This is a genomic window from Streptomyces sp. CB00455, from assembly GCF_001905445.1.
Lineage (GTDB): Bacteria > Actinomycetota > Actinomycetes > Streptomycetales > Streptomycetaceae > Streptomyces.
Genome location: NZ_LIVQ01000014.1, coordinates 65,720 through 87,933, shown reverse-complemented (window position 1 = coordinate 87,933; position 22,214 = coordinate 65,720). Strand labels below are relative to the sequence as shown.

Annotated in this window: 24 protein-coding genes and 2 pseudogenes; 7 read left to right on the top strand and 19 right to left on the bottom strand. The window is 69.4% G+C overall.

What is annotated here, in order from left to right; all coding sequences use genetic code 11:
• Window positions 1-511: 511 nt before the first annotated feature.
• Window positions 512-712, bottom strand: a complete 201-nt coding sequence (locus AMK16_RS33060; protein ID WP_073921033.1) for a hypothetical protein — start codon at window positions 710-712, stop codon at window positions 512-514.
• 261 nt (window positions 713-973) lie between these two features.
• A complete protein-coding gene (locus AMK16_RS33055) occupies window positions 974-1,477 on the bottom strand; it encodes a GIY-YIG nuclease family protein (protein ID WP_073921032.1) in 504 nt (167 codons plus the stop codon).
• Window positions 1,478-2,049: 572 nt separating this feature from the next.
• Here AMK16_RS33055 and AMK16_RS33050 point away from each other — a divergent pair.
• A complete protein-coding gene (locus AMK16_RS33050) occupies window positions 2,050-2,349 on the top strand; it encodes a hypothetical protein (protein WP_073921031.1) in 300 nt (99 codons plus the stop codon).
• Here the strand turns inward: AMK16_RS33050 and AMK16_RS34625 are convergent.
• Window positions 2,268-2,771: a Ku protein gene (locus tag AMK16_RS34625; RefSeq protein WP_242439043.1), complete on the bottom strand. Its 504-nt coding sequence runs from the start codon at window positions 2,769-2,771 to the stop codon at window positions 2,268-2,270. The genes AMK16_RS33050 and AMK16_RS34625 overlap by 82 nt on opposite strands.
• Before the next feature lie 240 nt (window positions 2,772-3,011).
• Between AMK16_RS34625 and AMK16_RS33040 the strand changes: the two genes are divergently transcribed.
• Window positions 3,012-4,127, top strand: coding sequence for a tyrosine-type recombinase/integrase (locus tag AMK16_RS33040; RefSeq protein ID WP_079191895.1), 1,116 nt, complete (start codon window positions 3,012-3,014; stop codon window positions 4,125-4,127).
• 151 nt (window positions 4,128-4,278) lie between these two features.
• Here AMK16_RS33040 and AMK16_RS33035 read toward each other — a convergent pair whose 3' ends face one another.
• The 3 genes from AMK16_RS33035 to istA form a co-directional block, all read right to left on the bottom strand.
• Window positions 4,279-4,809, bottom strand: coding sequence for a GNAT family N-acetyltransferase (locus AMK16_RS33035; RefSeq protein WP_073921030.1), 531 nt, complete (start codon window positions 4,807-4,809; stop codon window positions 4,279-4,281).
• Window positions 4,810-4,843: 34 nt separating this feature from the next.
• On the bottom strand, window positions 4,844-5,614 hold the full coding sequence (gene istB, locus AMK16_RS33030; RefSeq protein WP_073921048.1) for an IS21-like element helper ATPase IstB: 771 nt from the start codon (window positions 5,612-5,614) through the stop codon (window positions 4,844-4,846).
• A 65-nt stretch (window positions 5,615-5,679) separates the two neighbouring features.
• Window positions 5,680-7,356 carry an IS21 family transposase gene (gene istA / locus AMK16_RS33025; protein ID WP_073921029.1) on the bottom strand — a complete coding sequence of 559 codons (1,677 nt, stop codon included), beginning with the start codon at window positions 7,354-7,356 and terminating at the stop codon, window positions 5,680-5,682.
• Window positions 7,357-7,655: 299 nt separating this feature from the next.
• Between istA and AMK16_RS33020 the strand changes: the two genes are divergently transcribed.
• Window positions 7,656-7,991, top strand: a complete 336-nt coding sequence (locus AMK16_RS33020; RefSeq protein WP_073921028.1) for a helix-turn-helix domain-containing protein — start codon at window positions 7,656-7,658, stop codon at window positions 7,989-7,991.
• Between the two features lie 164 nt (window positions 7,992-8,155).
• Window positions 8,156-10,291, top strand: coding sequence for a hypothetical protein (locus AMK16_RS33015; RefSeq protein ID WP_079191889.1), 2,136 nt, complete (start codon window positions 8,156-8,158; stop codon window positions 10,289-10,291).
• Between the two features lie 262 nt (window positions 10,292-10,553).
• Here the strand turns inward: AMK16_RS33015 and AMK16_RS33010 are convergent, their stop codons facing one another.
• The 4 genes and pseudogenes from AMK16_RS33010 to AMK16_RS33000 form a co-directional block, all read right to left on the bottom strand.
• Window positions 10,554-11,249 (bottom strand): DUF1963 domain-containing protein, encoded by a 696-nt coding sequence (locus tag AMK16_RS33010; RefSeq protein ID WP_242439038.1) that lies wholly within the window; start codon window positions 11,247-11,249, stop codon window positions 10,554-10,556.
• A 299-nt stretch (window positions 11,250-11,548) separates the two neighbouring features.
• Window positions 11,549-11,680 (bottom strand): annotated as a pseudogene (locus AMK16_RS37915) (sulfite exporter TauE/SafE family protein); the annotation flags it as partial.
• Window positions 11,681-11,941: 261 nt separating this feature from the next.
• Window positions 11,942-12,244, bottom strand: a pseudogene (locus AMK16_RS37910) (Ku protein); the annotation flags it as partial.
• A 3-nt stretch (window positions 12,245-12,247) separates the two neighbouring features.
• The gene (locus AMK16_RS33000; RefSeq protein WP_242439037.1) at window positions 12,248-12,442 is read right to left on the bottom strand and encodes a hypothetical protein; all 195 of its coding nucleotides are present in this window, start codon (window positions 12,440-12,442) and stop codon (window positions 12,248-12,250) included.
• Window positions 12,443-12,654: 212 nt separating this feature from the next.
• Between AMK16_RS33000 and AMK16_RS36455 the strand changes: the two genes are divergently transcribed.
• The gene (locus AMK16_RS36455; protein WP_158071276.1) at window positions 12,655-12,810 is read left to right on the top strand and encodes a hypothetical protein; all 156 of its coding nucleotides are present in this window, start codon (window positions 12,655-12,657) and stop codon (window positions 12,808-12,810) included.
• 160 nt (window positions 12,811-12,970) lie between these two features.
• Here the strand turns inward: AMK16_RS36455 and AMK16_RS32995 are convergent, their stop codons facing one another.
• From AMK16_RS32995 to AMK16_RS32965, 9 genes are all read right to left on the bottom strand, one after another.
• On the bottom strand, window positions 12,971-13,852 hold the full coding sequence (locus AMK16_RS32995; RefSeq protein ID WP_143196925.1) for a hypothetical protein: 882 nt from the start codon (window positions 13,850-13,852) through the stop codon (window positions 12,971-12,973).
• A 139-nt stretch (window positions 13,853-13,991) separates the two neighbouring features.
• Window positions 13,992-15,086: a helix-turn-helix domain-containing protein gene (locus AMK16_RS32990; protein ID WP_143196924.1), complete on the bottom strand. Its 1,095-nt coding sequence runs from the start codon at window positions 15,084-15,086 to the stop codon at window positions 13,992-13,994.
• Between the two features lie 73 nt (window positions 15,087-15,159).
• Window positions 15,160-15,300 carry a hypothetical protein gene (locus tag AMK16_RS36450; protein ID WP_158071275.1) on the bottom strand — a complete coding sequence of 47 codons (141 nt, stop codon included), beginning with the start codon at window positions 15,298-15,300 and terminating at the stop codon, window positions 15,160-15,162.
• A 727-nt stretch (window positions 15,301-16,027) separates the two neighbouring features.
• Window positions 16,028-16,246: a hypothetical protein gene (locus tag AMK16_RS32985; RefSeq protein WP_073921021.1), complete on the bottom strand. Its 219-nt coding sequence runs from the start codon at window positions 16,244-16,246 to the stop codon at window positions 16,028-16,030.
• 147 nt (window positions 16,247-16,393) lie between these two features.
• Window positions 16,394-16,540, bottom strand: a complete 147-nt coding sequence (locus AMK16_RS36445; protein WP_158071274.1) for a zinc finger domain-containing protein — start codon at window positions 16,538-16,540, stop codon at window positions 16,394-16,396.
• An 83-nt stretch (window positions 16,541-16,623) separates the two neighbouring features.
• Window positions 16,624-17,121 carry a hypothetical protein gene (locus AMK16_RS35555; protein ID WP_143196923.1) on the bottom strand — a complete coding sequence of 166 codons (498 nt, stop codon included), beginning with the start codon at window positions 17,119-17,121 and terminating at the stop codon, window positions 16,624-16,626.
• 114 nt (window positions 17,122-17,235) lie between these two features.
• On the bottom strand, window positions 17,236-18,132 hold the full coding sequence (locus tag AMK16_RS32975; protein WP_073921019.1) for a DciA family protein: 897 nt from the start codon (window positions 18,130-18,132) through the stop codon (window positions 17,236-17,238).
• A gap of 9 nt (window positions 18,133-18,141) precedes the next feature.
• Window positions 18,142-19,599: a helix-turn-helix domain-containing protein gene (locus tag AMK16_RS32970; protein ID WP_338014532.1), complete on the bottom strand. Its 1,458-nt coding sequence runs from the start codon at window positions 19,597-19,599 to the stop codon at window positions 18,142-18,144.
• Between the two features lie 710 nt (window positions 19,600-20,309).
• Complete coding sequence (locus AMK16_RS32965; protein WP_073921018.1) at window positions 20,310-20,615, bottom strand: helix-turn-helix transcriptional regulator; 306 nt, start codon at window positions 20,613-20,615, stop codon at window positions 20,310-20,312.
• Between the two features lie 104 nt (window positions 20,616-20,719).
• On the opposite strand from AMK16_RS32965, the gene AMK16_RS32960 reads away from it, so the two are divergent.
• Together AMK16_RS32960 and AMK16_RS32955 are read left to right on the top strand one after the other, a co-directional pair.
• On the top strand, window positions 20,720-21,370 hold the full coding sequence (locus AMK16_RS32960) for an HAD family hydrolase (RefSeq protein ID WP_073921017.1): 651 nt from the start codon (window positions 20,720-20,722) through the stop codon (window positions 21,368-21,370).
• A 4-nt stretch (window positions 21,371-21,374) separates the two neighbouring features.
• On the top strand, window positions 21,375-22,214 hold the full coding sequence (locus AMK16_RS32955; protein ID WP_073921016.1) for an NAD(P)-dependent oxidoreductase: 840 nt from the start codon (window positions 21,375-21,377) through the stop codon (window positions 22,212-22,214).

Genomic DNA, 22,214 nt, shown 5'->3' with positions numbered 1-22,214 from the left:
CGAGCCGGCTCTGGACTGCGTGGTTTTGGGCTCCGACCGGCTAGCTGGAACAGCTCGATAGTCGGTGCGAGGCGCGACAGCCCGGTGGTACTACCCCCGAGCGCTCTGGCGTTTCGGACGGTGCTGGCCCGGCTGTACGGCCATGGGTTCGCACTCGCCGGACTGATGCAAGAGTCGGCCGTTCACGCGGCGCTGCTCCTCGTTCTTCTCGAAGGCCCCGTCGCAGCGGGCTGCACTTCGCCGCCGGCCGCTTGGGCGGGACGTGGCGGGGTCGTGCGAGCCCCGCGACAGGCGCGGGGCCCGGGGGCGGGCCGACTCTCCTGCGTTCCGTCGCGGTGCACGATGGTGACGTCCGAGGCCGGCGGTCGGACGTACGGCTGGAGCTCCAACGCCGCGATGTAGGAATGCCCCTTCAAGCCCGGCCCCGCCTACACCAACGACATCTGAAACACGCAGCAAGGAGGGCCCACCCCTGAAGAGATGCGCATCGGCGAACCTGTGCTGACGGACGTCAGAACAGCGTGTCCTGGTCAGGTTCCTGGCGCTCTAACGTGGCGACGTCTTCGCCGTTCCACTTCGCTTCGAGGTGCTTGCGCCAGCCGGACGGGGGAGGCCACGGCACTCCCCACTCAGCAAGCTGCCTCTTGGTCCAGCCACCGTTCGCGGTCTGCGCGGCGGATACCTCGTCGGGCGAGGGCACATAGGTTGTCATGCACGGATGATCCCCAGTGGCTTCAGCCCTAACACGAAGCTGGATTGGCCCTGCCCCTGTACGCAGGGCGGCGCCGGGGTCCTGCTGCAGGGCGGGGCCGGACACGTCGAAGGGGTCGGTCACCGGGTGAGGGCGACCGACCCCTTCGGTCGGCGGGATGAGACGAGCCGATCTCGTCGGTCCCTCCCGTTCCCCCACTGCACAAGCGCGGGATCGCTAGGTTGAGGTCGGGGAGCAGTGAGTCAAAGCCCTCCAGCAGGGTCAGAAGTCCAGAAGCACTTGGTAGGAGGAGTCGCCCTGTCCCTCGCGGGGGATGTCCAGCCCGAGTACCGCGAGCGCGCCCGCGACGGCCGTGGCCGGATCGCCGAGGGGGGTCAGGTCAAACCACTCCCCGCGCACCCGGTAGTCGGAGAACCGTGCGTGCAGCACGGCCTCGTAGTCGCCTTCGATGTCCAGGAGCGGCAGGAGCCGGGCGGGCTGGCCGGTCTGGAGCTGTGCCAGCCGGGACTTGAGCGTGCCGGTGGTCTGCCCGATCTTCGTCAGCGGCGAGTCCTCCATGCCCACCAGGTACGTCCGTACCACCTTGGCCTTGGCCGGGCTTCGGGGCGCTGGCGCCGCGGGAGCGGAGGAGACGGGGTACGCCTCCTCGTCCTCCGCGTCCGCCGGCCTCAGCCGCCGCACGAGCGGTGTGCTCCCGCCCTGGATAGTCAGGGTCTTGCCGATGGGCGTGCCGTCGGCCCTGAACGTAGTCCGGATGATCTGCATGACGAGGACGCGGCCCGTATACCCCAGGGCCTCCAGTTCGGCCTCCGTGGCGAGCCGGGAGGTAACCTTAGTCTCCTCCCAGGCAGCTTCGCTCGGTTGGGTCTGTAAGCGGCCGCGGCGCGAGCCGGTCAGGTTCTCCTCTCCATGGACCCGACCCTATGGGCGCCCGCCCACGCGTGGAGGCGCCTACACAAGGCTCCCGGGCGGCATCAGGCCGCTCGTAGTCCTGTTAGACCTGACAGGGTCAATCACCGCCGACCGGCCCGCTCAGGTGCCGGGGCCGGTTCCGAGAATGCGTCGGGCGACCGAGCCAGGCTCTGGACGCGGGACGGGCCACTGCTGGGGAGTCTGAGATAGCGGAGCGTCGGTGGCGCACGCGGGCACAGGCGAGGCGCGCGGGTCGCCGTCGAGGTCGAGCTGACCCCCAAGCCCAGCGCGGCGCTACGGGAGCTCCGCCCTCGCCGCCGACGAACGCCCCGGAACCCGGGCAGGCATTCGCGCCGGGTCCCCCCAATGGGACAGCCTGAGATCATCGCTCAGACCAGCGCCAGCATCTGACCAGAGGGAGAACCATGCGGATCTACACCCACGACTACCTGGACCGGACCGTGATCGTGCCGGAGAAGGTCCTCGCGGCCCGCCTCTCCCTGCAGGACATCGGCCTGTACGTGCAGGTCTGCGTCATCCTCGACTTCATGGTCGAAGGCCCGGACATCAGCGACGTCGTCAGGGAACTCGCACACGGCAGGCTCGGCGACGAGGTCGGCGAAGCCGCCCTGCTCGCAGGAGTTCAGCGCCTGATCGACGCCGGCATCTTCGTCCTTGAACCCCACGACGACCGCGCCGTACCCGCCCCCGGCCTCCCCCAGTAGCCGTCCGGCACCCGCCAACGGCGAATTCCGGCAGGACTCCGCGCGGGCACCCCGAGGTGGGACACCCTGACACGCCTCACCCCACTCCACCGAGAGGATCCCGAATGACCGAGGTGTCCCCGGAGATCGCCGAGTACCTGAACTCCCCGCACACCCTGACGGAATGGGTGCGCTTCTACAGCGCCTTCCCGACCGTCACCGCTGCCGTCCGCGCCGCCAGCACCGGCGGGACCGTCGGCCTCGCGGATCTCATCCGGCCAGCGGAGGCCGTGGAGGACCAGGACGTCGACGACGACGCGCAGCAGGCCGAGGCGTTCGCGCTGGTGGAAGGCGAATTTGGCGACCTCGACGCGGCTGGTGCGGCTGAGGGCCTCGCGCAGGAGGATGTACGGCCGTGTCGCGATGGGGTCCGGGGCTGCCAGGTAGTAGGCCCCGGCCCCGAAGGCGGCGGGGTTGATGGAGGCTATTGGAGTACGGACGGGTTCCTTCCTGAGGGGTGAGGTGCTCTAAGCCGAATTTCAGCAGGTCGGCAGGCTGAAGCGCGCCTTCACTCCTTGGTGTGAGATTCCTGGAGGAACTCGCAGAATCTGCGCGCGCTCTCAGTAATCTGCCGATTTGTGGCAGATTTTGAAGGTCGGACGCTGATGTTGGTTCTGCCGGAGGTGGATCCGGCAGCCGTGGCTGTGGAGAGCGGTTTGGCCGACGTCGTCACGCTGCAGCGGCGGCGTCAGGCGCGGATGTCGGCTGTGGATGAGGAGGGGTTCTTCCTCGACACGCTCTCGGAGTATCAGTGGGCCCGGGATACGGCCGGGCTGGCGCCGTCGACACTGGACGGTCTGGTCAAGCCAGTGATCGAGGTCTGTGAGTTCTACGGAGTCCCGCCGTGGAGGCTGACGTCGCGGGAGGTCGACCGGTACTTCTCCGGCACGGGAAAGCGGGCGCCGTCGACGCTGCGGGCGAAGCTCAACAAGATCGACGCGTACTTCGCCTTCCTGGAGCAACGGTACGCCGGCGAGATCGCGCGGCGTTTCGGGGCAGTGGTCGAGTCGCCCATCGACCCGTTCAACCGGCCTCGGCACCGGGGGGACTTCGGGCTGAGGGTGCCGCCGTCGCAGCGGGCGATGAAGGAGTTCTTCGCCCGGTGGCGCGAGGAGCTCCCGAGTTCACGCAAGTACGCGGTGGCCTGCCGTGACTACGTGATGGCGAAGATCGCTTACCTGTCCGGGGTCCGGGCGGCGGAGCTGTGCGGCGTGAGTCTGGGGGACGTGCACTGGGAGCACGGGCAGTGGGGCCGGTTCGCCGTGTACGGGAAGTCGGCGCGGGGGTCGGGGCCGCGCCCGAGGGAGGCCTACCTGTTCCAGGAGGGCCGGGCTTTACTGTGGTGGTACATCGAGGAGGTCCGGGGCGAGTTCGGTGACAATGCCGAGCACCCGCGGGCGCCGCTGTGGCCGTCGGAGCGCAAGAGCCAGGCGGTCGAGGCCTTGAACGTGCCGGTATCGCCGGGGATCGTGCCGTCCACGTTTCGGCGCGTGCTGCACCAGGCCGCGGCCCGGCATTTGACCGGGTCGGTCACCGATCTTTACCCGCACCTGCTGCGGCATGCGTGTGCGACCCACAACTACGAGCGCGGGATGACGTTGTGGGAGGTGCAGAAGGTCCTCGGGCACGACTGGGCCACCACGACTGATTTCACCGGGTCATTTGGGAGCCACGTCTCCGGTGTGAGTGGGAGCCAGGGTTGGGCTGTTCGTGGTGGTGATGTACTCGCCGTGCGGTGAGTGTCTCCGGCGAGTTCGGGAGCCACTGATCGGGTGGCCTTCCCAGCGGTGCGGTGTGTCCGGAGCACCGCAGTCGTGGGGGTGCCGATAGCTTGTGGGGGTGGGCCCTGGGCTGCCTCCCTGACAAGACGCGGCCGGGGCCCGTCTTTGTTCAGGCCCCGGGCGGAAAGCCCTCGTCGTCCGCCGGCGAGATGCTGTGGGCGGGGAGGGACTCCATCAGCAGGTGGCCGCCCTGTCGGCTGACCGTCCGGAAGCCTGCTTTTGCCCAGGCCCGGATCGCGCGGGTGTTGGACGCTTCGGGATCGACGGTCACCTGCGTCCAGCCCAGCACCGTATGAAGATGCCGGACGAGTGCGCGGGCAGCGTCGGGGCCGAGGCCTTTGCCCTGGGCCTGAGGCAGGAGGACCATGTCGATACCGCCCTGGCCGGGGCCGGCGGGTGCGTACTGGGCGTAGCCGACCGGGATGGTCCGGGCGAGGATCAGGAAGGACTCCACGTCGGGGCGGCGTCGTCCCGTGTACTTCGCGGCGACTTCCTCACGGGTGAGAGGCTGACCGCCCCAGTTCCGCACGAATTCGGGATCGGCGAACCATGCGGCGAGCAGTGGCAGATGCGCTTCGGTGGCCGGTATGAGGCAGGTCAGATTGCCTTCGATGACGCTGTTCTCCGGCGTGCTGTGCATTGCTGTGCCTCTCCCGGGGGGCGTTCTTCCGGGTTCATTGTCCTGGGAAGAGGGCTTCCTGGGTTGCCTGGAAGCGGTAGGACTCGGTGCCGGTCTGGATCAGGGTGCAGCGGAAGGTGATCCGGTCGGCGATGGCCGCGCAGAGCCGGGCGTCGCCGAAGGTCTTGTCCCACTCGGTGAAGGGTGAGTTCGTGGCGACCGCGGTGGCCTTTCGTTCCTCACGCTCGGTGAAGATCTGGAACAGCAGCTTGGCGCCCTTGCGGTCCAGGTTGAGGTAGCCGAACTCGTCGAGACAGAGAAGATCGATCTTGCTGTAGCGGGCGATCACGGAGGACAGGCGGCGGTTGGCATCGGCCTCGGCGAGCTCGTTGACCAGCGCGCTCGTGGTCGTGTAGCGGACCGAGAGGCCGGTCTCGGCGATCGCGGTGCCGATCCCGATCAGCAGGTGCGACTTGCCGGTGCCGGAGTCCCCGATCAACACCAGAGGTCGTCCCTCACGGACCCAGGTCGGTGACTTGAGGTCCGCTACGACCTCGGGGGTGACGTTCGGGTTCTTCTCGAAGTCGAAGTCTTCCAGCCGCTTGGGGCGGGGGAAGCGGGCCAGCCGAAGGAGCCGCTGCTGGCGGCGCAGGTCCCGGTCGGCGAGCTCGGCCTGCAGCATGTCCAGCAGGAACTGCTTGTAGGTGGCCTGCTCGCGCCGGGCCGTGGTGGCCAGGTCGATGAACCGGTCACGGAACGCCGGCAGGCGAAGCTCCCGGCATGCCTCGTCGATGAGCATGTCCTCCGGGTCGCCGGGCAGGGACATCCTGCGGCCGGGGATGTTGCCGGTGTCCTGTTCGTCGCCCTGGTTGGTGACGGTGATGGTCGGGCTCATGCGCCGTGGCCTTTCTGGGTCTGGCTGTCGCGGCCGCGGGCCGGGCTCAGCAGCCGGTCGTACTTGCTCATGTCGGGCAGTGCTTTGCGCGGGTCGGGCGGCAGCCGGCGCGCGTGCAACGAGATCACCTGTGCTCCGGCGTCCGCAGGGCCGGCTGCGGGGCCGTCCGCGACTGCCTCGTCGGGCCCGGCCAGGAGTTCGGCGTCGTCCGCGTCGGTGCCCTCCATCGCCTTGCGGGCCTCGATCGCGACCAGGTCGGTGGAGAGCGATCCGATCCGCAGGCAGGTCTCCATCGCCGCCACCAGCGCCTCCGGGGGAAGCTGGCGGTGCAGCAGGAGCACCTCGATCAGCATCCGGGTGCCCTCCCGGTCCCCGGCCTTGGTCTTCGCCGCCGCCCAGAACGCTTCGTGGACCTTGGTGAAGCCGCCTTCCGCGCGGGCCTGTGCGAGCGCGGAGGCCCCGGCGAACGCGCCGGGCTTGACCAGCAGGATCTCCAGGTAGTGGTCCAGGAAGTCGTGGTAGGTGTAACGCCTGGTCAGCCTCGGGTGGCGGGCCACGACCCTGCGTCCGTCGAACACCCACAACTCGTTCGCCCGCAGTTTCACCCGCACCTTGGTCCCGATGAACTTCGCCGGAACCGAGTAGTAGCACTGCCTCACCGTGATCCGGGAGTTGCGCGCGACCGTGGGAGTCAGGTCGATCCCGCAGTCGTAGTCGTCCGCCGGCAGCGGCCGCAGCCTCTCCCGCTCGGCCTCGAAGTCGAACCCGATCGAGGTCGGACGGCCGTGGATGTGCCGAGCATCCTCCGCGATGTCGATCGCGGCCAGGCGCTCGTTCAGCTCCGCCAGCGAGTCGACCGCGGGAGGCGGGACCAGGTGCTTGCGGCGGAACCTGCCACCCTCGTGCTCGACCCCGCCCTTCTCATGGGCGCCGTCCTCACCGGGAGCGCAGTAGAACGCGGAAAACTGGTACCAGGACTTGAACGACGCCCACCGCGCCGACTCCAGCCTGGAACGGCCGAACAGCACCTGCTTGACCGCGGGCCTCAGGTTGTCATAGCGGATATGGACCGACGGGACGCCGCCCAGCACCGTGAACGCTTCCAGATGCCCTTCCAGGAACGCTTCCTGCGAGGCGGTGGCGTAGACGCGGTGGACCGCCTTGCCCGAGTAGGACAGTCGCAGCGTGAACAGCACGCACTTGCGGCGCTGGCCGGCCAGGTCCAGCCAGAAGTCCGCGAAGTCGACCTCCGCCTCCTCGCCCGGCCGCTTCGCCTGCGGGACCATTCCCTCCAGATGCCTGCGGCCCTCCAGGGCCTCCGCGCGGATCTCCGGACGCCGCTTGCGCACGTACTCCCACACCGTCGTCGCACCGGCCAGCTCGAAGTCGTGCTCCGCCGCCAGGCGCTCCATGACCCGCGGGATCGTGTGCTTCTGCTTCGACGGCGCGTCCAGGTCCTCGCGCAGCATCGCGTCGATGAACCCCTTCACCGGCTCCAGCACGCTCTGACGCGGCGGCGGGGCCTTGCGTCTCGGCGGCACCGGCGACTCCAACGCCTTCCGCACCGTGTTCCGCGACACCTTGAACCGCGCGGCAAGCTCCCGCCCCGACAGCCCTTCCTCACGCCGGGCCCGGCGGATCCTCTCGAACAGCCACTCCCGTGACCTGTGCACCAGCGGTCTCCCTGACCTGGACCGTGATCAACAGGCACAGCCTGACGGCCAGACGGCGCAAGCCAGCGCGATTACTCCGAAAGCGGCATGTTCCACACCATCACACCGACCGGCTCCCAAACTCACCGGAGAACACACGGCTCCCAAACAGGCCGGAGCCGTGGCTCTACTTCACCCCGGTAAAAACACACCACGACGCTGCGGTATCTGGCGACCGCGCAGTCCGACCCGGAGACCGCCCTGGTGGCGGCCAGCTCCCGGGCGGCGGCGCGGCTGGTGATGGACAAGGGGAACTTGCGGTGAAGTGGAACTTGCGGATGGTGGCGGCCCAGCGGGATCTGTGGCGGCCCACCGAGATCTTGGAGGCGTTTCGGGCGGTGGGGTTCACGCCGTCGCTGAGCAAGGTGGCGGCGCTGTGGGGCGGCACCCCGGTCACTCTGCGGCTCGATGATCTGGACCTGATCTGCTCCGCGCTGGACTGCACGGTGGCGGACCTGTTGCAGGCCGAGCCTGTCGTGGTCGGGCACGCGATTCCCGAGCCCGGCCGGCAGACAGCTGGTGGTGAGGTGGCCGGGCCTGTGCGGCCGGTACCCCGGCGCCGGACAGGCGGCCCGCGTTCGCTGCCGCCGAGCTGATGGCGGCGGCCAGGCCGGGCTGGGATAGCTGCGCGGAGTGCCTGAGCTGGACCGTGCTCGAAGGGGGCAGGCTGTGCGAGGCCTGCGGGAGGTGGAGGAAGCGGAACGCGGTGCGCGGGATGTGCCCGCGGTGCCGTCACAAAGGTCATCTCAATACCGACGGGTTGTGCCGCGGATGCCTGCGCGCAATCCGGCTGGAGGACGACGGCAGCTGGGTACTCACTCCCGAGCAGGCGCGCCCGCGGGCCGTCCAGCTGATCCTTGGCCTGTTCCTGGGCCAGTCCGGTGCCGCGCGGGCGCTGCGCCGCCCGCTGACGAGTCCGGTCGCGCTCAGCGCATGGCAGCGCGCTCTGCGCACGGACGATGCCGAGGCCGACGGCGGTGAGGTGCTCGCTCCTGCTGTCCTGGGGCAGACCGCGCTGTTTCCCGCCGCACGGACCCTCACCCAGGCAACCACCGGAGCGGTGGCATGCCGGGCTCCGGCCGGGGAGGAACTGGCGCTCGCGCAGATCCACGCATTCGCCGAGGACCACGGACTGAAGGAGGCCTGGAAGCGCAAAGCCGCGCGGATGGCCCGGCTGGCACTGGTTCTGCGAGATGCCGAAGGAGCCCTGCGGGTCCCCGACTATGTGCTGGCGGACCTGCCCGAGATCGGCACCGCAGTCGGTCTCATCCTGGAACGGGCCGGCCTGCTGGACGGGAATCCCACCCGCGCCGCCACGAACTGCGGAACGCCCCCGCACGCCGCCTACATTCCCCCGCCGAGGACGCCGTCGTGGCCGGCTCCGCGCTCGTGCCGGGAGTGCGACGGATGGATGAGCGGGATCCGCGAGTACCTGTGCCGCTCATGCTCGACCTGGAAGGGCGAGCCGCGCGGACGGTGTGCGGGCTGCGCCCGCGAACAGACACCCCTGCGCCAGGGCCGGTGCCGGCTGTGCAGCGCGGATCCGACCGCCGCGGCCGCAGGTCACCAGCTGACGATCGTGGTCCGGGCGGCGGCCCGCGGCCGATCGGTGCCTGCCCGGGAGGCCACCAAACCGCTGCCACACCCAGAAGGGGCCGCCGCCTCCATCGTTCCTTACGGGCAGCAGGTCCTGTTCCGGGTACGCCGCGACTGGGCCCCGGTGATGGCTCTCGTCCGCGACCGGAAGCCGCTGCCCGACCTGTCGGAGCGGGCCGCCGCCCTGGTGGAGGAGTTCGACCTCCTGCGGCGCCGGCGCCGCAGGCCCGGATCGGGTCGGGAAGGCCAACGCGCCCTCGTACTGCTCCTGCGGTTCCTCGGTGCCGACGCCCCCATCTGGGAATACGACGTGCACGACCTGTGCCGGGCGGGAACCGGCCTGTACGCGACGGCTGTCTGCGACTTCCTCAAGGCCCGGGGGCTCCTCACCGAAGCGCCAGCTCTGCACCGCGACCGGGACGAAAAGTGGGTCGGGGCCACGCTCGACGATCTGCCTACGCAGCTGGCCGCCGAGGTCGCCACCTGGGTGAAGGTGCTACGTGGACAAGGGCGAAGGCCACATCCGGCGCGCGGTTTCCGCTGCATCCGCCGCTACCTGTCCGCCCTCCAGCCCGCCCTGGTCACCTGGGCACAGGCGGGCGTCGTCAGCCTGCGCGAGATCACCCACGAGGATGTCGTGTGCGCGGCCCGGGCCAGGAACGGGAACGCTGGCAGCCAGCTTGCCAGCGCCCTGCGCAGTCTGTTCCGGGCCCTCAAGCAGGAACGGGCCGTTTTTCATGACCCCACCCGCGCGCTGACGGGTCCCCGGCACACAAGCCTGCCCCGGTCAGTGCCCTCCGACCTCCTGCCCGTTCTGTTCGGACAGGTGACATCGCCGTTCGGCCGGCTCGTCGTGGCCTTGGTCGCCGTACACGCTCTCACCGGTGAGAACATCCGGTCTCTACTCCTCGTGGACCTTGACCTCGCACACGGCCGGGCCACTATCCGCCGAGCCCTCAACCGCCGCACGATCCATCTGGATCCGTTCACCCACCAGCTCGCCGCAGACTGGCTTGCCGAGCGCCACCGGCGCTGGCCGGCCTCGACCAACCCGTACCTGCTCACGACCGGGCGGACCGCGTTTGCCGCCTCTGCACCGCCGGTAGACGTGAGGACCGTCCGCGGGGTCTTCCCCAAGGGGATGAGCCTGGACGTGGTGCGGCAGGACCGCATCCTTGATGAGGCCCGCACCAGCACCGACCCCCTGCACCTGATGCGACTGTTCGGGATCAGCGACGCCACGGCCATGCGGTACGTCGCTGCGGCCCACCCTGAACGCACTGGCAAACTGCCTCGGTAGGAGGCTGGTTCGTGGAGCCATCGGTGACACACTCTCCGTTTCCCCTGGTAGGGCTCCTGCGTTCCGGGGCATGCCAGGTGGCCTTCCCTTTGAGACCAGGTCTCCCGCTACGGCCGTTCGCTGCCGTTCCGTCGCCCGAAGAGCTGGAGTAGTTCTTCCGCCTCGAAGCGAAGGCGCTGGAGGCAGCCCGGTCGAAGCGGGCGCCGGCGAAGCGGCTGGGGTGGCTGTGTTCGTGCCGTGTCATGGGCAAGGCGTCCAGCGGTCACGAGCAGTCGAACCAGTGGCCGATGGGGCGTTCGGGGCAGGTGCGGCATTCGAAGATGTAGACGCCCCCGGCGTCGCCGAGGCACAGCCCGGCGGGGTTGTGGGCAGGGCCGTCCCAACGCTGACCGCCCCATTCGTTCTCGTCGGTTCGGTCCTCATCGGGAAGCCAGGTGCGCCAGGACTCGCCGTCGAATTCCCAGCTGGACACGGTCAGGAGGTGATCCATCCTGCTGCCGCAGCCCTCACAGTCGGGCCATACCGGATCTTGTGTCCAACCCGGGTAGCCTCCCAGCTTGATTCCTGGCGCTGCCGCGAGGTGGTAGGAGTACAGCAGACCGGTTTCACCGGACAGTGCGTCGAAGCGGTCTCGGAGCACGTCGCGAAGCTCGTCAGAAAGGTCCCAGCTCGGGTACTCAGTCACCTGCTCGGGGTGAACCACACAGGGTCCCGGATACCAGTTCCTGGGAAGCTCGGCCGCCGGCTCCGGGGTTGGCAGTACGTCGCCGACTGCACTGCAGTCGCGCCAGTGGACTTGGGGCAAGGGGTAGCAGAACTCGCCGTGGCTGTAGGGGCACCACAGGACCTGCAGCAGGTCCTTGCCCTCGGGGAAGGGTATGCCGGGCGCGTCGGCACGATGGATCTGCACGATGGGAACCATGGGAGCAGCGGGCTGCGGCTGGCTGGTGGAGTTCATGCTGTCGTCGTAGTGCTCTTCCCGGCACACCGGCCACGGCTCGGCGGCAGGCCAGAGCAGAGGACCTCCGACGGAACTGTCCTTGCATGTCGGAGACCCAGGGCGCGGATGCAAGCGGACGGACTCGCGACGGAAGGGGAGCAGCTCGGGAAAGAAGCTCTCCATGTTGACGGGGCGATCAGGCGTGTGGCGGGACATAAGCAGGACTTTAGAACCCAGGTACGACATCCAGCCCACAGGGCGCAGGGCGCCGCTCGGCACGTGGCCAGTGCCTGTCACCACCCACTGACGCCCCTGATCGGTTTGGGTACCGCGAACACGCTGAGCTGCACCGGTAGGAGAAACACCACCCCCGACACCCCGACCGGCGCGGTCACCACGGCAACCAGCAGTCCCGCTGCCACCGCGCCGAACCCGAGCCACCAGTGCACCGCTGGCCCTCGTGATCAATCCGGCCAGTCTCAGCTAGGCCGGGCCGCCGGGAGGGGCGACCCGTCGAGGAGACGCCACGCCTGGCAATCAGAGTTCGAGGAGCAGGCAGCGGACGCGCCACTCGATCTCGTCGCGGCCAGACGAGCAGCCTCGACGCCCTGGCTGGCAAACCAGGAACCCGCACTCCTAATCCCACCAACCAGAGAGTCTGAGTGCGGGTTCCTGTCGCCACAGCTCCAGGAATCTACGAACCCGCGCGCTTCCGCGGGGACGAAGCTGACGATCTCGATCGCCTTGGCGGTGGGCAGGGGGAGGGCGTCGAGTTCGGCGTCGCTGACGGGGATCGTTCCGATGGCGGTCTCGTAGCCGCGGCCGATCTCGTCGAGTCCGACGGGCTCGCCGTCGAGTTCGCAGACCTTGAGGTTGCGGACGCGGCCAATGAGTCCACCCTCGTGCTGGTGGATCTGCCGGAAGCGCACGGCGTGGCGCTCGGTCGCAGGCACGACGGACACCGGGACGCTGACCAGCCCGAACGAGATCGCGCCATTCCACAGGGCCTTCACGACTCAGGCCCAGGACTCGGGTCCGGCGCCCTGCCAGTCGAAGAGGGCCTCGTCGGTCAGATCGACGTCCTCGGCATCGGCCATGCCGGCCCGGTAGAGGAACTCCCGGACATCCCGCTCGCTAGTCGCGCGACCGAGTTCCTCCCGCCGATAGGTCACCAGGCGGCGCCCTCGGTCGTCGGGAGGGTGGATGGTCACTTTGGACGCGTCGGCCATAGCTCCAGGGTCGCCGCGGGCGCACGGGGCCGCACCCAGACCGTGTCCGGTCGGGTCCAGGCCGCCGCCTTCACTGGCCCCCCGAGGGATGGGGCTGGACCAGTCGGCCGACCAGGCCACCCCGTCCAGCCAGCCGCCGACGGCGCGACTTCAATCAGCCGCGCAGCTGCCGTCGGGCCCCTCGATCCTGCCGGGTGAGCGGTGCTACCGCCTGGCCCTGGGGCCCCCGGCGGCCCCAGGGGTCCTTCACCCCGATCGAGCTAGACCACCCCGACCCGTTCGGTGTCACCGTCGTGCTGATGGAAGAGGACGGCTACCGCATCAGCTTGACCGAAGCGTTCACCCGCTGAACCTGCCCACTGCAGTACGGCGCCGGACGGCAACGCCTCTGCCGCAGCAGGACTGGGCGGCAGCTGACTGTCGGGTGTCTTGAGCTGGCCGGACCGGAAGCGCCAGGCGAAGGCCATGGTGGTGAGGCCGAAGGCGAAGAGGGCCGGCCACCCGCACTGGTCAGCGCCCGATATCCCACGATGCGATAGGTGCGGCCTGATCAGTGCGGGGGAGCGCTGGCGCGAGCCGGATCCACCAGTGACGCAGCAGGAGCGGCGGGTGGCTGCGTAGCGCGGTGACCGCCGAGGCGTAGCGAAGCCGTATGGGTAGAGCCCGGCGCTCGTTCAGGAGGTGCGTCATGGCGGGCTCCGCGGCGATCCGCCCGCACTGGCGGGCCGCGATTGTGTCGCAGGCCAGTTCCCTCCACCAGCTGGCGGCTGCATGCAGAGCGAAGAGCGCGGCGATCGCCACGGCGGCGTAAGGGAGAGGCAGGAGTCCGGCGCATCCAACGCTGCCTGCGGCGGTGCCCGAGTTCCAGAGAATATGGCGCACGGAATCATTGCGGTGGATGTGCGCGAGCTCGTGCTCCACGACATGCGGCAGGCTCGCCACTCCGTCGGGGAAGAACCAGAAATGTCCCAGCTCAATGTGTCCGAACGTCCTCGAGCTTCGCGCGGATTCGGCGGCGCCTGCCCCGCCGATCCCGGCACCGGTCACAGCAAGGGTGATGCGCTCCAGGCCGTGAGCGGTGGCGAAGTTCGCAACACGGGCTTCGACTTTACGCATCTGTTCCGTCTGGGCCGCCATGTCAGTCTCATGCGGCTCCCACACACGATCCCGGTACACGTCCCACGTCATCTGCTGGCGCCACATGCTGGCGAACCTCAAGTTGCCCAGGGCGGCGAATCCCAGCCCGGCGTAGAGCCCGCCCGTGATGAGCGCGGACACCAGCACGAGGACCAGCGTCGCGTTGCCCCGGTGATGGGCCACGCCCATCACTGCCGCAACCCCGGTGGCAATCCCGAGCCTTCCCCACCGGCGCACCACCCAGTCCACGACCATGAAGTGCACCGTACTCGGAGGAATCACGGTCGAACCAGGACTCCGTGTCGCGGCTACGGCTTTCAGGCCCCCCCGGGGCGGACTCGCCACCCAGCCCAGCCAGCCCAGCTCGGCACTACACGCGCCGGGCTGCCCAGACCTACGAGACGGCGCGCACCGAGCTCGCAGTGGGGAACCGAGGTGGCCGGGGGATCAGGGCTGCCGCCCGCCTGCGGTTTCCCTTCTGGCTGGAGAGGGGGAGTTCGCCATCGTTGACCTTCCGCAGGACGTCGCCGGCGTTCTTGAGGGCTTGGGAGACCCGGGTCTGCAGTCGAGGGTGGAACGGCAGGGTGAGGGGTACAAGGGCGGCGAGCGCGGCGGGGTTGGGGAACGATGCGCTCTGCAGCTGACGGATCACCTGGTCGAAGGCGATGCTGAGCTTGAGAGGCAGTTGGACTGAGGAGCGCTCCAGGGAGCCCAGCAGGATGGCCAGCATGTCTTCGAACGCGGTGCGCAGGTCCACGACGCTGTCGTAGGACGCGACGTTGGAGATGAGCAGTGCCCGGCCGCGCTCCAGCTGGGGCAAGACGGCCTTGAGTATCTTGAGGTCGACATCGCCGGCGTACCGGTACTTCTGGTCCACCCGGGTCAGCAGTTTGCCGCCTTCCAGGCCCTCACGCCCGGAGAAGCTGCTCAGCACGACGAACCACGCCTCCTGGCTGCGCAGTGAGTGAACGCCGCAGCCGATGAGGATCTGGTAGAGGATCTTCGCCCGTAGCGGGCGAGTGCCCCGTAGGACGGCCCCGTAGGTGACGTGGGAGTAGCCGGGTGCCTGCCGGGCGAGAGTGCGGTGGCTGAGCCCGTTGAAGTCCAGCAGGGCCCGGAGCAACTGGCGCAGCCCGGCCTCATCGGTGACAGGGATGGGAGTGAGGATGCCCGTGCGTTCCCAGTGGGCCAGTGCCTCGCGGCCCAGTCCTCCGGAGAGCCCGGCGCCCGCCAGGCGCAGGCTCTCCCAGCGTGGGCTCCATTCCTCGGGGTCGCCGCCGCAGGCCAGAACGTAGGCGTTGACGGTGGACCAGGTCGGCAGCTTTCTGCCGTTGTGGGCGTTGGACAGGGTGGGGGCCGAGATGCCGCTGCGCTCAGCCATCATTGCCAGCGGTGGGGAGCCGGCCTTCTTGTGAAGATGCCGGAGGTCACGGGCGAACGCGATGAGCGGATCGTCGCTCTGGGGCAGCTGGTTCATGGGTCGGGCCACGACGTCGTCTCCTTTCCGAGCCCGGAATGAGGCCGGGGCCCGTCGGTGTGACGGGCCCCGGCGGGGCATCGGATCAGAGCAGACGCTGGCGCAGCTCGGCGGCCAGCAGCCCGCCGGCCCCCAGCACTGCGAGGGCCTCCTCCAGCTTCATCCCGCGGGCCAGCAGGACGACCAGCGCGGCCAGAAGTATGACCAGCAGGAGTAAGGCGGCCACGGGCGAGGACTTCGTGGTGCTCGCCGGGGTGTGCGAGCACGGCCCATTCTGCTCAGCAGGAACGGGCTCAGGAAGCAACAGAGACAAGGAAGGGAACTCCCATACGCGAGAACGACAGGTGACTTGCGGTCCGTACGCGGTGCTCAAGTGCCTTGCAGGGCACGGGATTTCACTGCCAGTGGTTGCAGCCACAGACGACAGCAGGTCCCACGCTACCCAGGCATACGCCTGACAATGGCGTTCCAGTTCCCCTTGGAGGCAGCATTAAATAAACGGCTCCGCTGTTTTTTAAGAGGTGGAACGGAATTGTTTAACGAATGGTTCGGGTTCCATTGAATATCGCGCTGATCGTCGGCTTCCTTGCCCTGTATATGCAGGTCAGAGCAGGTGTCGGGGCTGGTGAAGGAACTTGGGTGCCTGCTTCTCCTTGCCGAGGTCAATTATCCCCCGCATCCTTGAACTCGTTCCCACGTGCGCGCAGGGACGCTCGTGTCCGCGGACGCGAGCGCGCGTACGAAAGAGGCGCAGGTCCAACGGTCCGGACACGCACCGCAGAACTCAGGAGCCCCCGTTGCAGCGGGGCGCTTCCGCAAGGTGGCACGGCCCACGGGTCGGCCGCCTGGACTTCCTTCCCCACCGTGACGACTCTCGTGGGCCGAAGGACGTACGACAAGAGGCAGGGCCCGGCAGAGTCTTCCGCCGGGCCCTGCAACACGTCCGGGACTTGCTACAACTCGGCCGCGCCGTTCGGCAACTCCGCTCGCACCACTGCAGAGGCCGGCACCACGAACACCCGATTGCTGCTGCGGCCCACGTTGTTAGGGTCAGGACGGATGTAGACGAAGCCGCCACTGAAGGCGATCTGGGCGCCCCGGAAGTCGTACCTCTCCGGGAGGGCCGTGGACAGCTCGATCGAGGCGTCCTTGTGCCATATCAGCTCACTCATGTCCCCGATCCTGGCCGACGGCCCTCGCCGCGAAACCAGCGTTCCACGCTCCGGTGGGTGCCGAGCCGTATCTGCGCGGGCACGCCGGACATATGGACATCGAGTCCGACGTCATCGCAGACTCGGAGGAGTGGGACGGTGGGGCGTCTACCGGCGGCCGCCGGTGCGGGTGAGGTGGTGGTTGAGGATGTCCCGCCTCGCCTGGTGGGATCCGGCGGGCAGGGAGCACGCGGCGTCGGGCTTAGCGTGACACACCGGGCAGGAGATGTTCATCAGCCGGTAGTAGGGCACCATGCTCGCGGTCCCCCGTTCGGTTGGCAGGTCTTCCGGGCGCCGGGCTTCCTTGGCTGCCGTGGCCGCCTCGCGCTCCTTCAGGATCAGCGCGATCCGCTCGACGTGGCCGTGCTCCCGCTGAACCTGAACGCCTCGCCGCCCTGCTCCCCCGGGTCGGTGCAGTCCTGGCCGCCCTTGGCGTCGCAGACGGGGCACCGCCGGCGAATCCAGAACCGGCGGGCGACCTTCTCGTGCAAGGGGACCACCCGACCTGTCGGACGGTGCTGGATTGGCTGTACGGCCACGGGCTCGCACTCGCCGGGCTGATGCAGGAGACGGCCGTTCACGCGGCGCGGCTCCTGGTTCTTCTTGAAGACCCCGGCGCAGCTGCCGCACTTCTGCGCCGGCCGCTTGGGCGGGACACGTGCGGGGTCGTGGGAGCCCCGCGACAGGCGCGGGGCCAGGGCGGGCCGGCTCTCCTGCGTTCCGTCGCGGTGCACGATGGTGACGTCCGAGGCCGGCGGCCGGTCGTACGCCGGAAGCTGCGGTGCGGCAACGTAGGACTGCCCCTTCGGGCCAGGCCACTGACGGTGCTTCGACATACCCGGCAGCGTAGCCACCGGCTCCGGAGTGTGGCAGGGCGTGAACTGCCAACGCACCCGCAGGGAATCAGCCGCAGCGTGCACGCCCCGCTCCCTCGACCCCACCCGACCCGGTCATGCCGTCGACTTCAGCGGGGCGGTCTGCGGCAGGATGACCGCGGCCCCGGCCCGCTGGGCGCGCTCGGCTCGGGCCCGGTGCAGAGCAGCCGTCTCCGTGGCGGCGAACGCGCGGCGCCGCTGCTGGACAGTGGTGTCGATCGGCGCCGGCTGGTCGTCGGCGTTCTTCTCCGGGTCGGGGAACGCCCACTCGCTGAGCTCGCGCAGCACGCGGGCCTGCCGCGCGGCGGCCTCTGCGATGTCCAGGGGCACGCCTCGAGTGCGCGGGACGGCCTGGTGGGCGGCGAGCGCCCGGTGAAAGCCGGCGGCGGCCATGTCCCGGGTCCTCACTGGAGCCGCGGGCACTGCGACCGCCGAGGGTGCCGGAGCGACCGAACGGGGCTCCGGCACCGTGGTCTGACCGACGGCCAGGACCCGGATGGTCCGTACCGCCTGCGTGCCGGCCGCATCGTTGGCTGCGTCAATGATCCGGGCGTTGAGCAGGCGGAGCTGGGTGGCGTACGCGGGAGAGTCGGGGCGCAGGTCCAGCTGCCCGGTCTCCGTGTGGAACGCCGTCGCTGTGACGTGCGCGGCCAGATGCGGGGAGACGGGGGCCGCAATGTCCGGCCATCGGTCCAGAATGTTGCCGCCAGCGGTGGGGATGTCCCAGGCCCGGTCGGCCATCAGGCCCTGGAGCACAGCTCCGAAACTGGTGACCTCGCGCCCGTCACGCCGCGAGGCCGAGGTGCGGACACTGCGCCTCGTCTTCCGGGCCCCGCTTGATGCGCCGCGGGCCTTGGCGGCCTCCCGGGCCTGGTACAGCGCGACCCGGGCCAGGTCGACCCCGGAAAGCTTCCCGGCGGCCGCCACGGGCTGCTCCTGGTCCTGCTGGGTGTGAGTGATCGTCTCGGTCATCGTGGCCTCCTACCGGTGTCCCAGGGTCATCAGCGAGCTGCGGCTGCCGCTCGTGAAGCGAAGAGCGCGCTGCACCAGGTCAGCGCCGTAGAGCCGCTCGGCGGTGGGCCGCCCGAACGCGTCGACCGTGGAGGTGATGAGCGTGGTCTCGCCGCGCATGAACTCGCCCCGAGCCGTCGCCCGCAGCTCCGCCACCTCCTCCGCCGCGAGGTCGTCGATGCTGGTCTCGGCGGGCAGGACCTCGCCCTGCGTGCTGTCCATCGGCTGCTCCTGACGGGGGATGAATGCCTCGGCCACCAGGCGGCGGACCGACTCGCTGCGCGGGGCCTGCCAGCGGCCCTCCCACTCCTGGTGGCGGGCCTGCTCGGCGCGGCGGGAATCCCGGTACGCCTGGACGGCGCGGGCTCGGCCCTCGGCGTGCGGCCACAGGGCCACCGCACCCTTTAGCCGCCCGGCGAGGAAGCCTGACGGGCGGTGCACCCGCTCCGGGGCGTCGCCCAGGTCGAGGAACGCGATCACCTCGTCGGCGGTCCAGCTGGCGTCCGCGACCTCGCTGAGGATCCAGGCGATCCGAGGCACTGCGGCCCGGCCCATCCACGGCACCTGGCGGATCAGCTCCGAGGCCAGCTGGAAACGGCGCCCGACGCTGTTGAGCTTGCGGTGACCGCGCTTGACCTTCTTCGGGGTGGGGAAATCGCTCTGCCCGCTTGCGAGCTTGCTCTCAGGGGGGAAGGAAGTAGTACCCGCAGAAGAAACACTGCGGGAACTACCCCCTATTGGGGTGCAACGGGCCTCATCCGAAACAACCGTCACAGCACCCTGGTCAGCGCCCTTCCGAGCACCCTTCGCCGGGACCTTCGAGGACGACTTCGCCCGCCGCTTGCGGACCTTGCGAGCCGCCTTCTTCGCCAGTGCCGTCATCAGCTCCCGGCCGGCCTCCGCGATCCCGGTCATCCGCCGCCCGGTGCCCTCACCGGCCGTACGGATGCCCAGCGCCGCGTCGAACTCCACCGGCACCATCCGCGCGAACTCCGACGCCTGCGCGGCCTGACCGCGGATCCGGGTGCCCCGCACGATGTACGCAAGCAGCCCGGCCTCCCGCAGCATCCCTAGGTGGTACTCCACCGACCGCTCCGACAACCCGGTGCGGCGCACCAGGTACTCGATCCCCGGACGGCAGGGGAACAGCTCTGCGAGTTCCTGGGCGACCCGCACCGTCGTCGGTCCGAAGGAGCGCGGGCCATGAGACCGGTGGCGCCGCGGCTGGTACAGCCCGGACCCGGCGACCCAGTGGACCGCCTGCATCCAGCTGTAGCCCTCACCCGCGATCCGGCCCGACGACGTCGACAGCCACTGCGATGCCTCGGCCACGAACAGCTCGGGCAGCACGGCGACCGCGTCGGCGTCGTCGACGGCACGGCGCGGAGCGGGGAGCAACACGGCGGCCGACGCCGCCACGGCGCTCACTGGCCCGCCCGGACGGAGGAGATAGAGATCATCTCGGCAGCCTTGCGCAGGCGGCCTGTGGACAGAGTCCGGGAAGCGCCGAGGACCCGGTTCGCTCCCGCCCGGCGGGCATAAATCTTGAAGCGCTTCCCGCCGGACGGGATGCGCCCCGACGGCGAGACCACCGTGAACTCGGCTCGCCTCGCGTCGCGACGTCCTGTGAATCTGATCAAGCAGGCGCTTGAAAATGCCCGAAACGGGATGAAACGGGCACTGGTCGGCTTTTCAGGGGACACCAGATCGTGCACTATGGCGAGGACACCAACTTCCATAGTCAACCCGACACGGTCCGCGAGCGGACTGGTCGGCGAGTGGATGTAGGTGACAGCCCCCTCCGGGAGGAGCGGGCAGACACCGAACGGCTGGGGAGGTCTCTCCTCTCGTGTCGGTGGAGCTGAGTCGCAGAGCCCCTGTGGTGGGGGCGGTGCGGTGAAGCGCGCGCAGCCGGTGCTGACGCGGCTGTGGTGGCCGTGGTGAGTGGCCGGTGGTGCTGTGGCCCTGGTTAGGGGCCGTGTGGAAATGAGCGGCTCGGTGAGCCGCAGCTCAGAACCGGCTGGAACCGGGATCTGAGCAGCCGACGCGGGTGGTTAGTCCGCAGTCGGAGACGGGCCGCGCGACGGCCGGCGGGTGGTTAGTCCGCTTCTTGGCGCGCGCGGCCGATGGCCGCTAGGTCATCCCGATCCCCCTTCGGAGGTCGGCGTCGGCATGCCCTCATCCAGCTGAGTGGCTTCGGGAAAACGTTCTGCGAGGCCCTTGAGCAGGTGGAGGTAGACCTCGCGGTGCGGGCGCCGAGGGCGGGCTTCGCCTGACTCCCAGCGCGCGACCGCCACGCGCTTCACGCCTACAACGTCCGCAACATCCTTCTGTGTGAGGCCAGCGGCAACACGGAGCTGGGCGCACACTCGGGGCGCCGGCAGGACGTCGTCCAGGCCGTCCAGCAGGGCATCGACCTGCCTCAGGCGGTCCGGGTCAGGCATGGCGCAGCCTCTCATGATCGACAGATCTCTGAAAGATACACCAGCGGGACCCTGAGAGGGAGGTGTAATCGCCGTCTGTCCCCGCACCAGTACGGTTCCTCCCCATGGCCCGACTCGCCCTCTTCGACTTGGACGGCACGCTCGTTGACCGGCAGGCCGCCCTTAGCGACGCCGTCACCGCGCTCTGCCACACTCACAACTTCGACGCCCCCACCGAGCAGCGCCTGCGCACTGAACTGGCCGACCGCGCGAACCCCAACGACTTCGTCCGCCTGCGAGATGCCTTCGGCCTGGCAGTGACCGCCGCGCAGTTGTGGCAGGAGTACGTGCAGCTGATGGCTACCGCCGTTACCTGTCGGCCAGCCGTCCTCGAGGGCCTGGCGCAACTTCGCGCAGCCGCCTGGACCATCGGCATCGTCACCAACGGAGCCAGCGATATCCAGCGCGCTAAGCTTGCCGCGACCGGACTCACCAACCTGGTCGACGGCGTGGCGGTCTCGGGCGATCTGGAGATCCGCAAGCCAGACCCGGAGCTCTTTGCAGTCGCCGCCTCCCGCTGCGGACACGACCTCGCCAACGGCGGCTGGATGACCGGCGACAACCCGACCGGCGACATTGGCGGCGGCCACCAGGCTGGCCTGCGCACCATCTGGTTGCGCGGACGTCCCTGGCCGACGGACCTTCCCGCCGCGCATCACGTCGTCGACGACGTCACCGAGGCCATTACCATCCTGCTCAACGAGACCTCGGAGTAGCACCGTGGACCAACCGACCGTCGGCATTCTCCACCCCGGCAGCATGGGGGCCGCCGTCGCCGCCTGCGCCGCGACCAATGCGGCCGCGGTCCTGTGGTGCGAGGCCGGCCGCAGTCCCGCGTCAGCAGCGCGCGCCGCCCAGTTCGGCCTGACGCCCGTGTACACGGTGGCCGAACTGCTGGACCGCAGCGACATCATCATCAGCCTCTGCCCGCCAGCCGCCGCCGAGGACCTCGCCCGTGACGTCGCCCAGCACGGCTTCGCCGGGGTGTACTTGGAGGCGAATGCCATCAACCCCGAGCGGGCGCAGCGCATCACTGCGCTGCTCGAACCGGATACGACCGTCGTGGACGGCGCGGTCGTCGGCTCCCCACCGGTCAGCGGCAAGACATCGACCCTGTACCTGTCCGGCCTGAACGCTGCGACCGAGCAGATCGAGGCACTCTTCGCGGGCACCGCCGTCCGGACCGCAGTGCTGGGCACGGAGGTCGGGAAGGCGTCCGCGCTGAAGCTGGCGTACACGAGCTTCCAGAAGACGTCGCGGGTCCTGGTGGCACTCGCGGTCGGGATGGCGCGCGAGCACGGGGTGGACCAGGAGCTCCTCGAGGTCGCCTCGAAGCGCACCGACTCGTACCTCTCCGAACCGCAGTACATCGCCAAGACCGCAGTCCGCGCCTGGCGCTGGGGCCCAGAGCTGGAGGAAGCCGCCGACGCGCTCGCGGCCGTCGGCCTTCCGCCCGAGATGCTGCGGGCGGCCGCATCCACGCTGGCTCGGTGGCATGTCGTCAAGGACAACGGCGAACTCACGCTCACCGACGCCCTGGACCGACTCGCCCAGCCGTAG

Bases quoted from the DNA above. Each gene is read 5' to 3' on its own strand.
- AMK16_RS33060 (WP_073921033.1), bottom strand. From the start codon at position 712: ATGACAACCTATGTGCCCTCGCCCGACGAGGTATCCGCCGCGCAGACC.
- AMK16_RS33055 (WP_073921032.1), bottom strand. From the start codon at position 1,477: ATGCAGATCATCCGGACTACGTTCAGGGCCGACGGCACGCCCATCGGC.
- AMK16_RS33050 (WP_073921031.1), top strand. From the start codon at position 2,050: ATGCGGATCTACACCCACGACTACCTGGACCGGACCGTGATCGTGCCG.
- AMK16_RS33035 (WP_073921030.1), bottom strand. From the start codon at position 4,809: ATGCACAGCACGCCGGAGAACAGCGTCATCGAAGGCAATCTGACCTGC.
- istB (WP_073921048.1), bottom strand. From the start codon at position 5,614: ATGTCCCTGCCCGGCGACCCGGAGGACATGCTCATCGACGAGGCATGC.
- AMK16_RS33010 (WP_242439038.1), bottom strand. From the start codon at position 11,249: ATGAACTCCACCAGCCAGCCGCAGCCCGCTGCTCCCATGGTTCCCATC.
- AMK16_RS32995 (WP_143196925.1), bottom strand. From the start codon at position 13,852: ATGGTCGTGGACTGGGTGGTGCGCCGGTGGGGAAGGCTCGGGATTGCC.
- AMK16_RS32985 (WP_073921021.1), bottom strand. From the start codon at position 16,246: ATGAGTGAGCTGATATGGCACAAGGACGCCTCGATCGAGCTGTCCACG.
- AMK16_RS36445 (WP_158071274.1), bottom strand. From the start codon at position 16,540: ATGGTGCCCTACTACCGGCTGATGAACATCTCCTGCCCGGTGTGTCAC.
- AMK16_RS35555 (WP_143196923.1), bottom strand. From the start codon at position 17,121: ATGTCGAAGCACCGTCAGTGGCCTGGCCCGAAGGGGCAGTCCTACGTT.
- AMK16_RS32975 (WP_073921019.1), bottom strand. From the start codon at position 18,132: ATGACCGAGACGATCACTCACACCCAGCAGGACCAGGAGCAGCCCGTG.
- AMK16_RS32965 (WP_073921018.1), bottom strand. From the start codon at position 20,615: ATGCCTGACCCGGACCGCCTGAGGCAGGTCGATGCCCTGCTGGACGGC.
- AMK16_RS32960 (WP_073921017.1), top strand. From the start codon at position 20,720: ATGGCCCGACTCGCCCTCTTCGACTTGGACGGCACGCTCGTTGACCGG.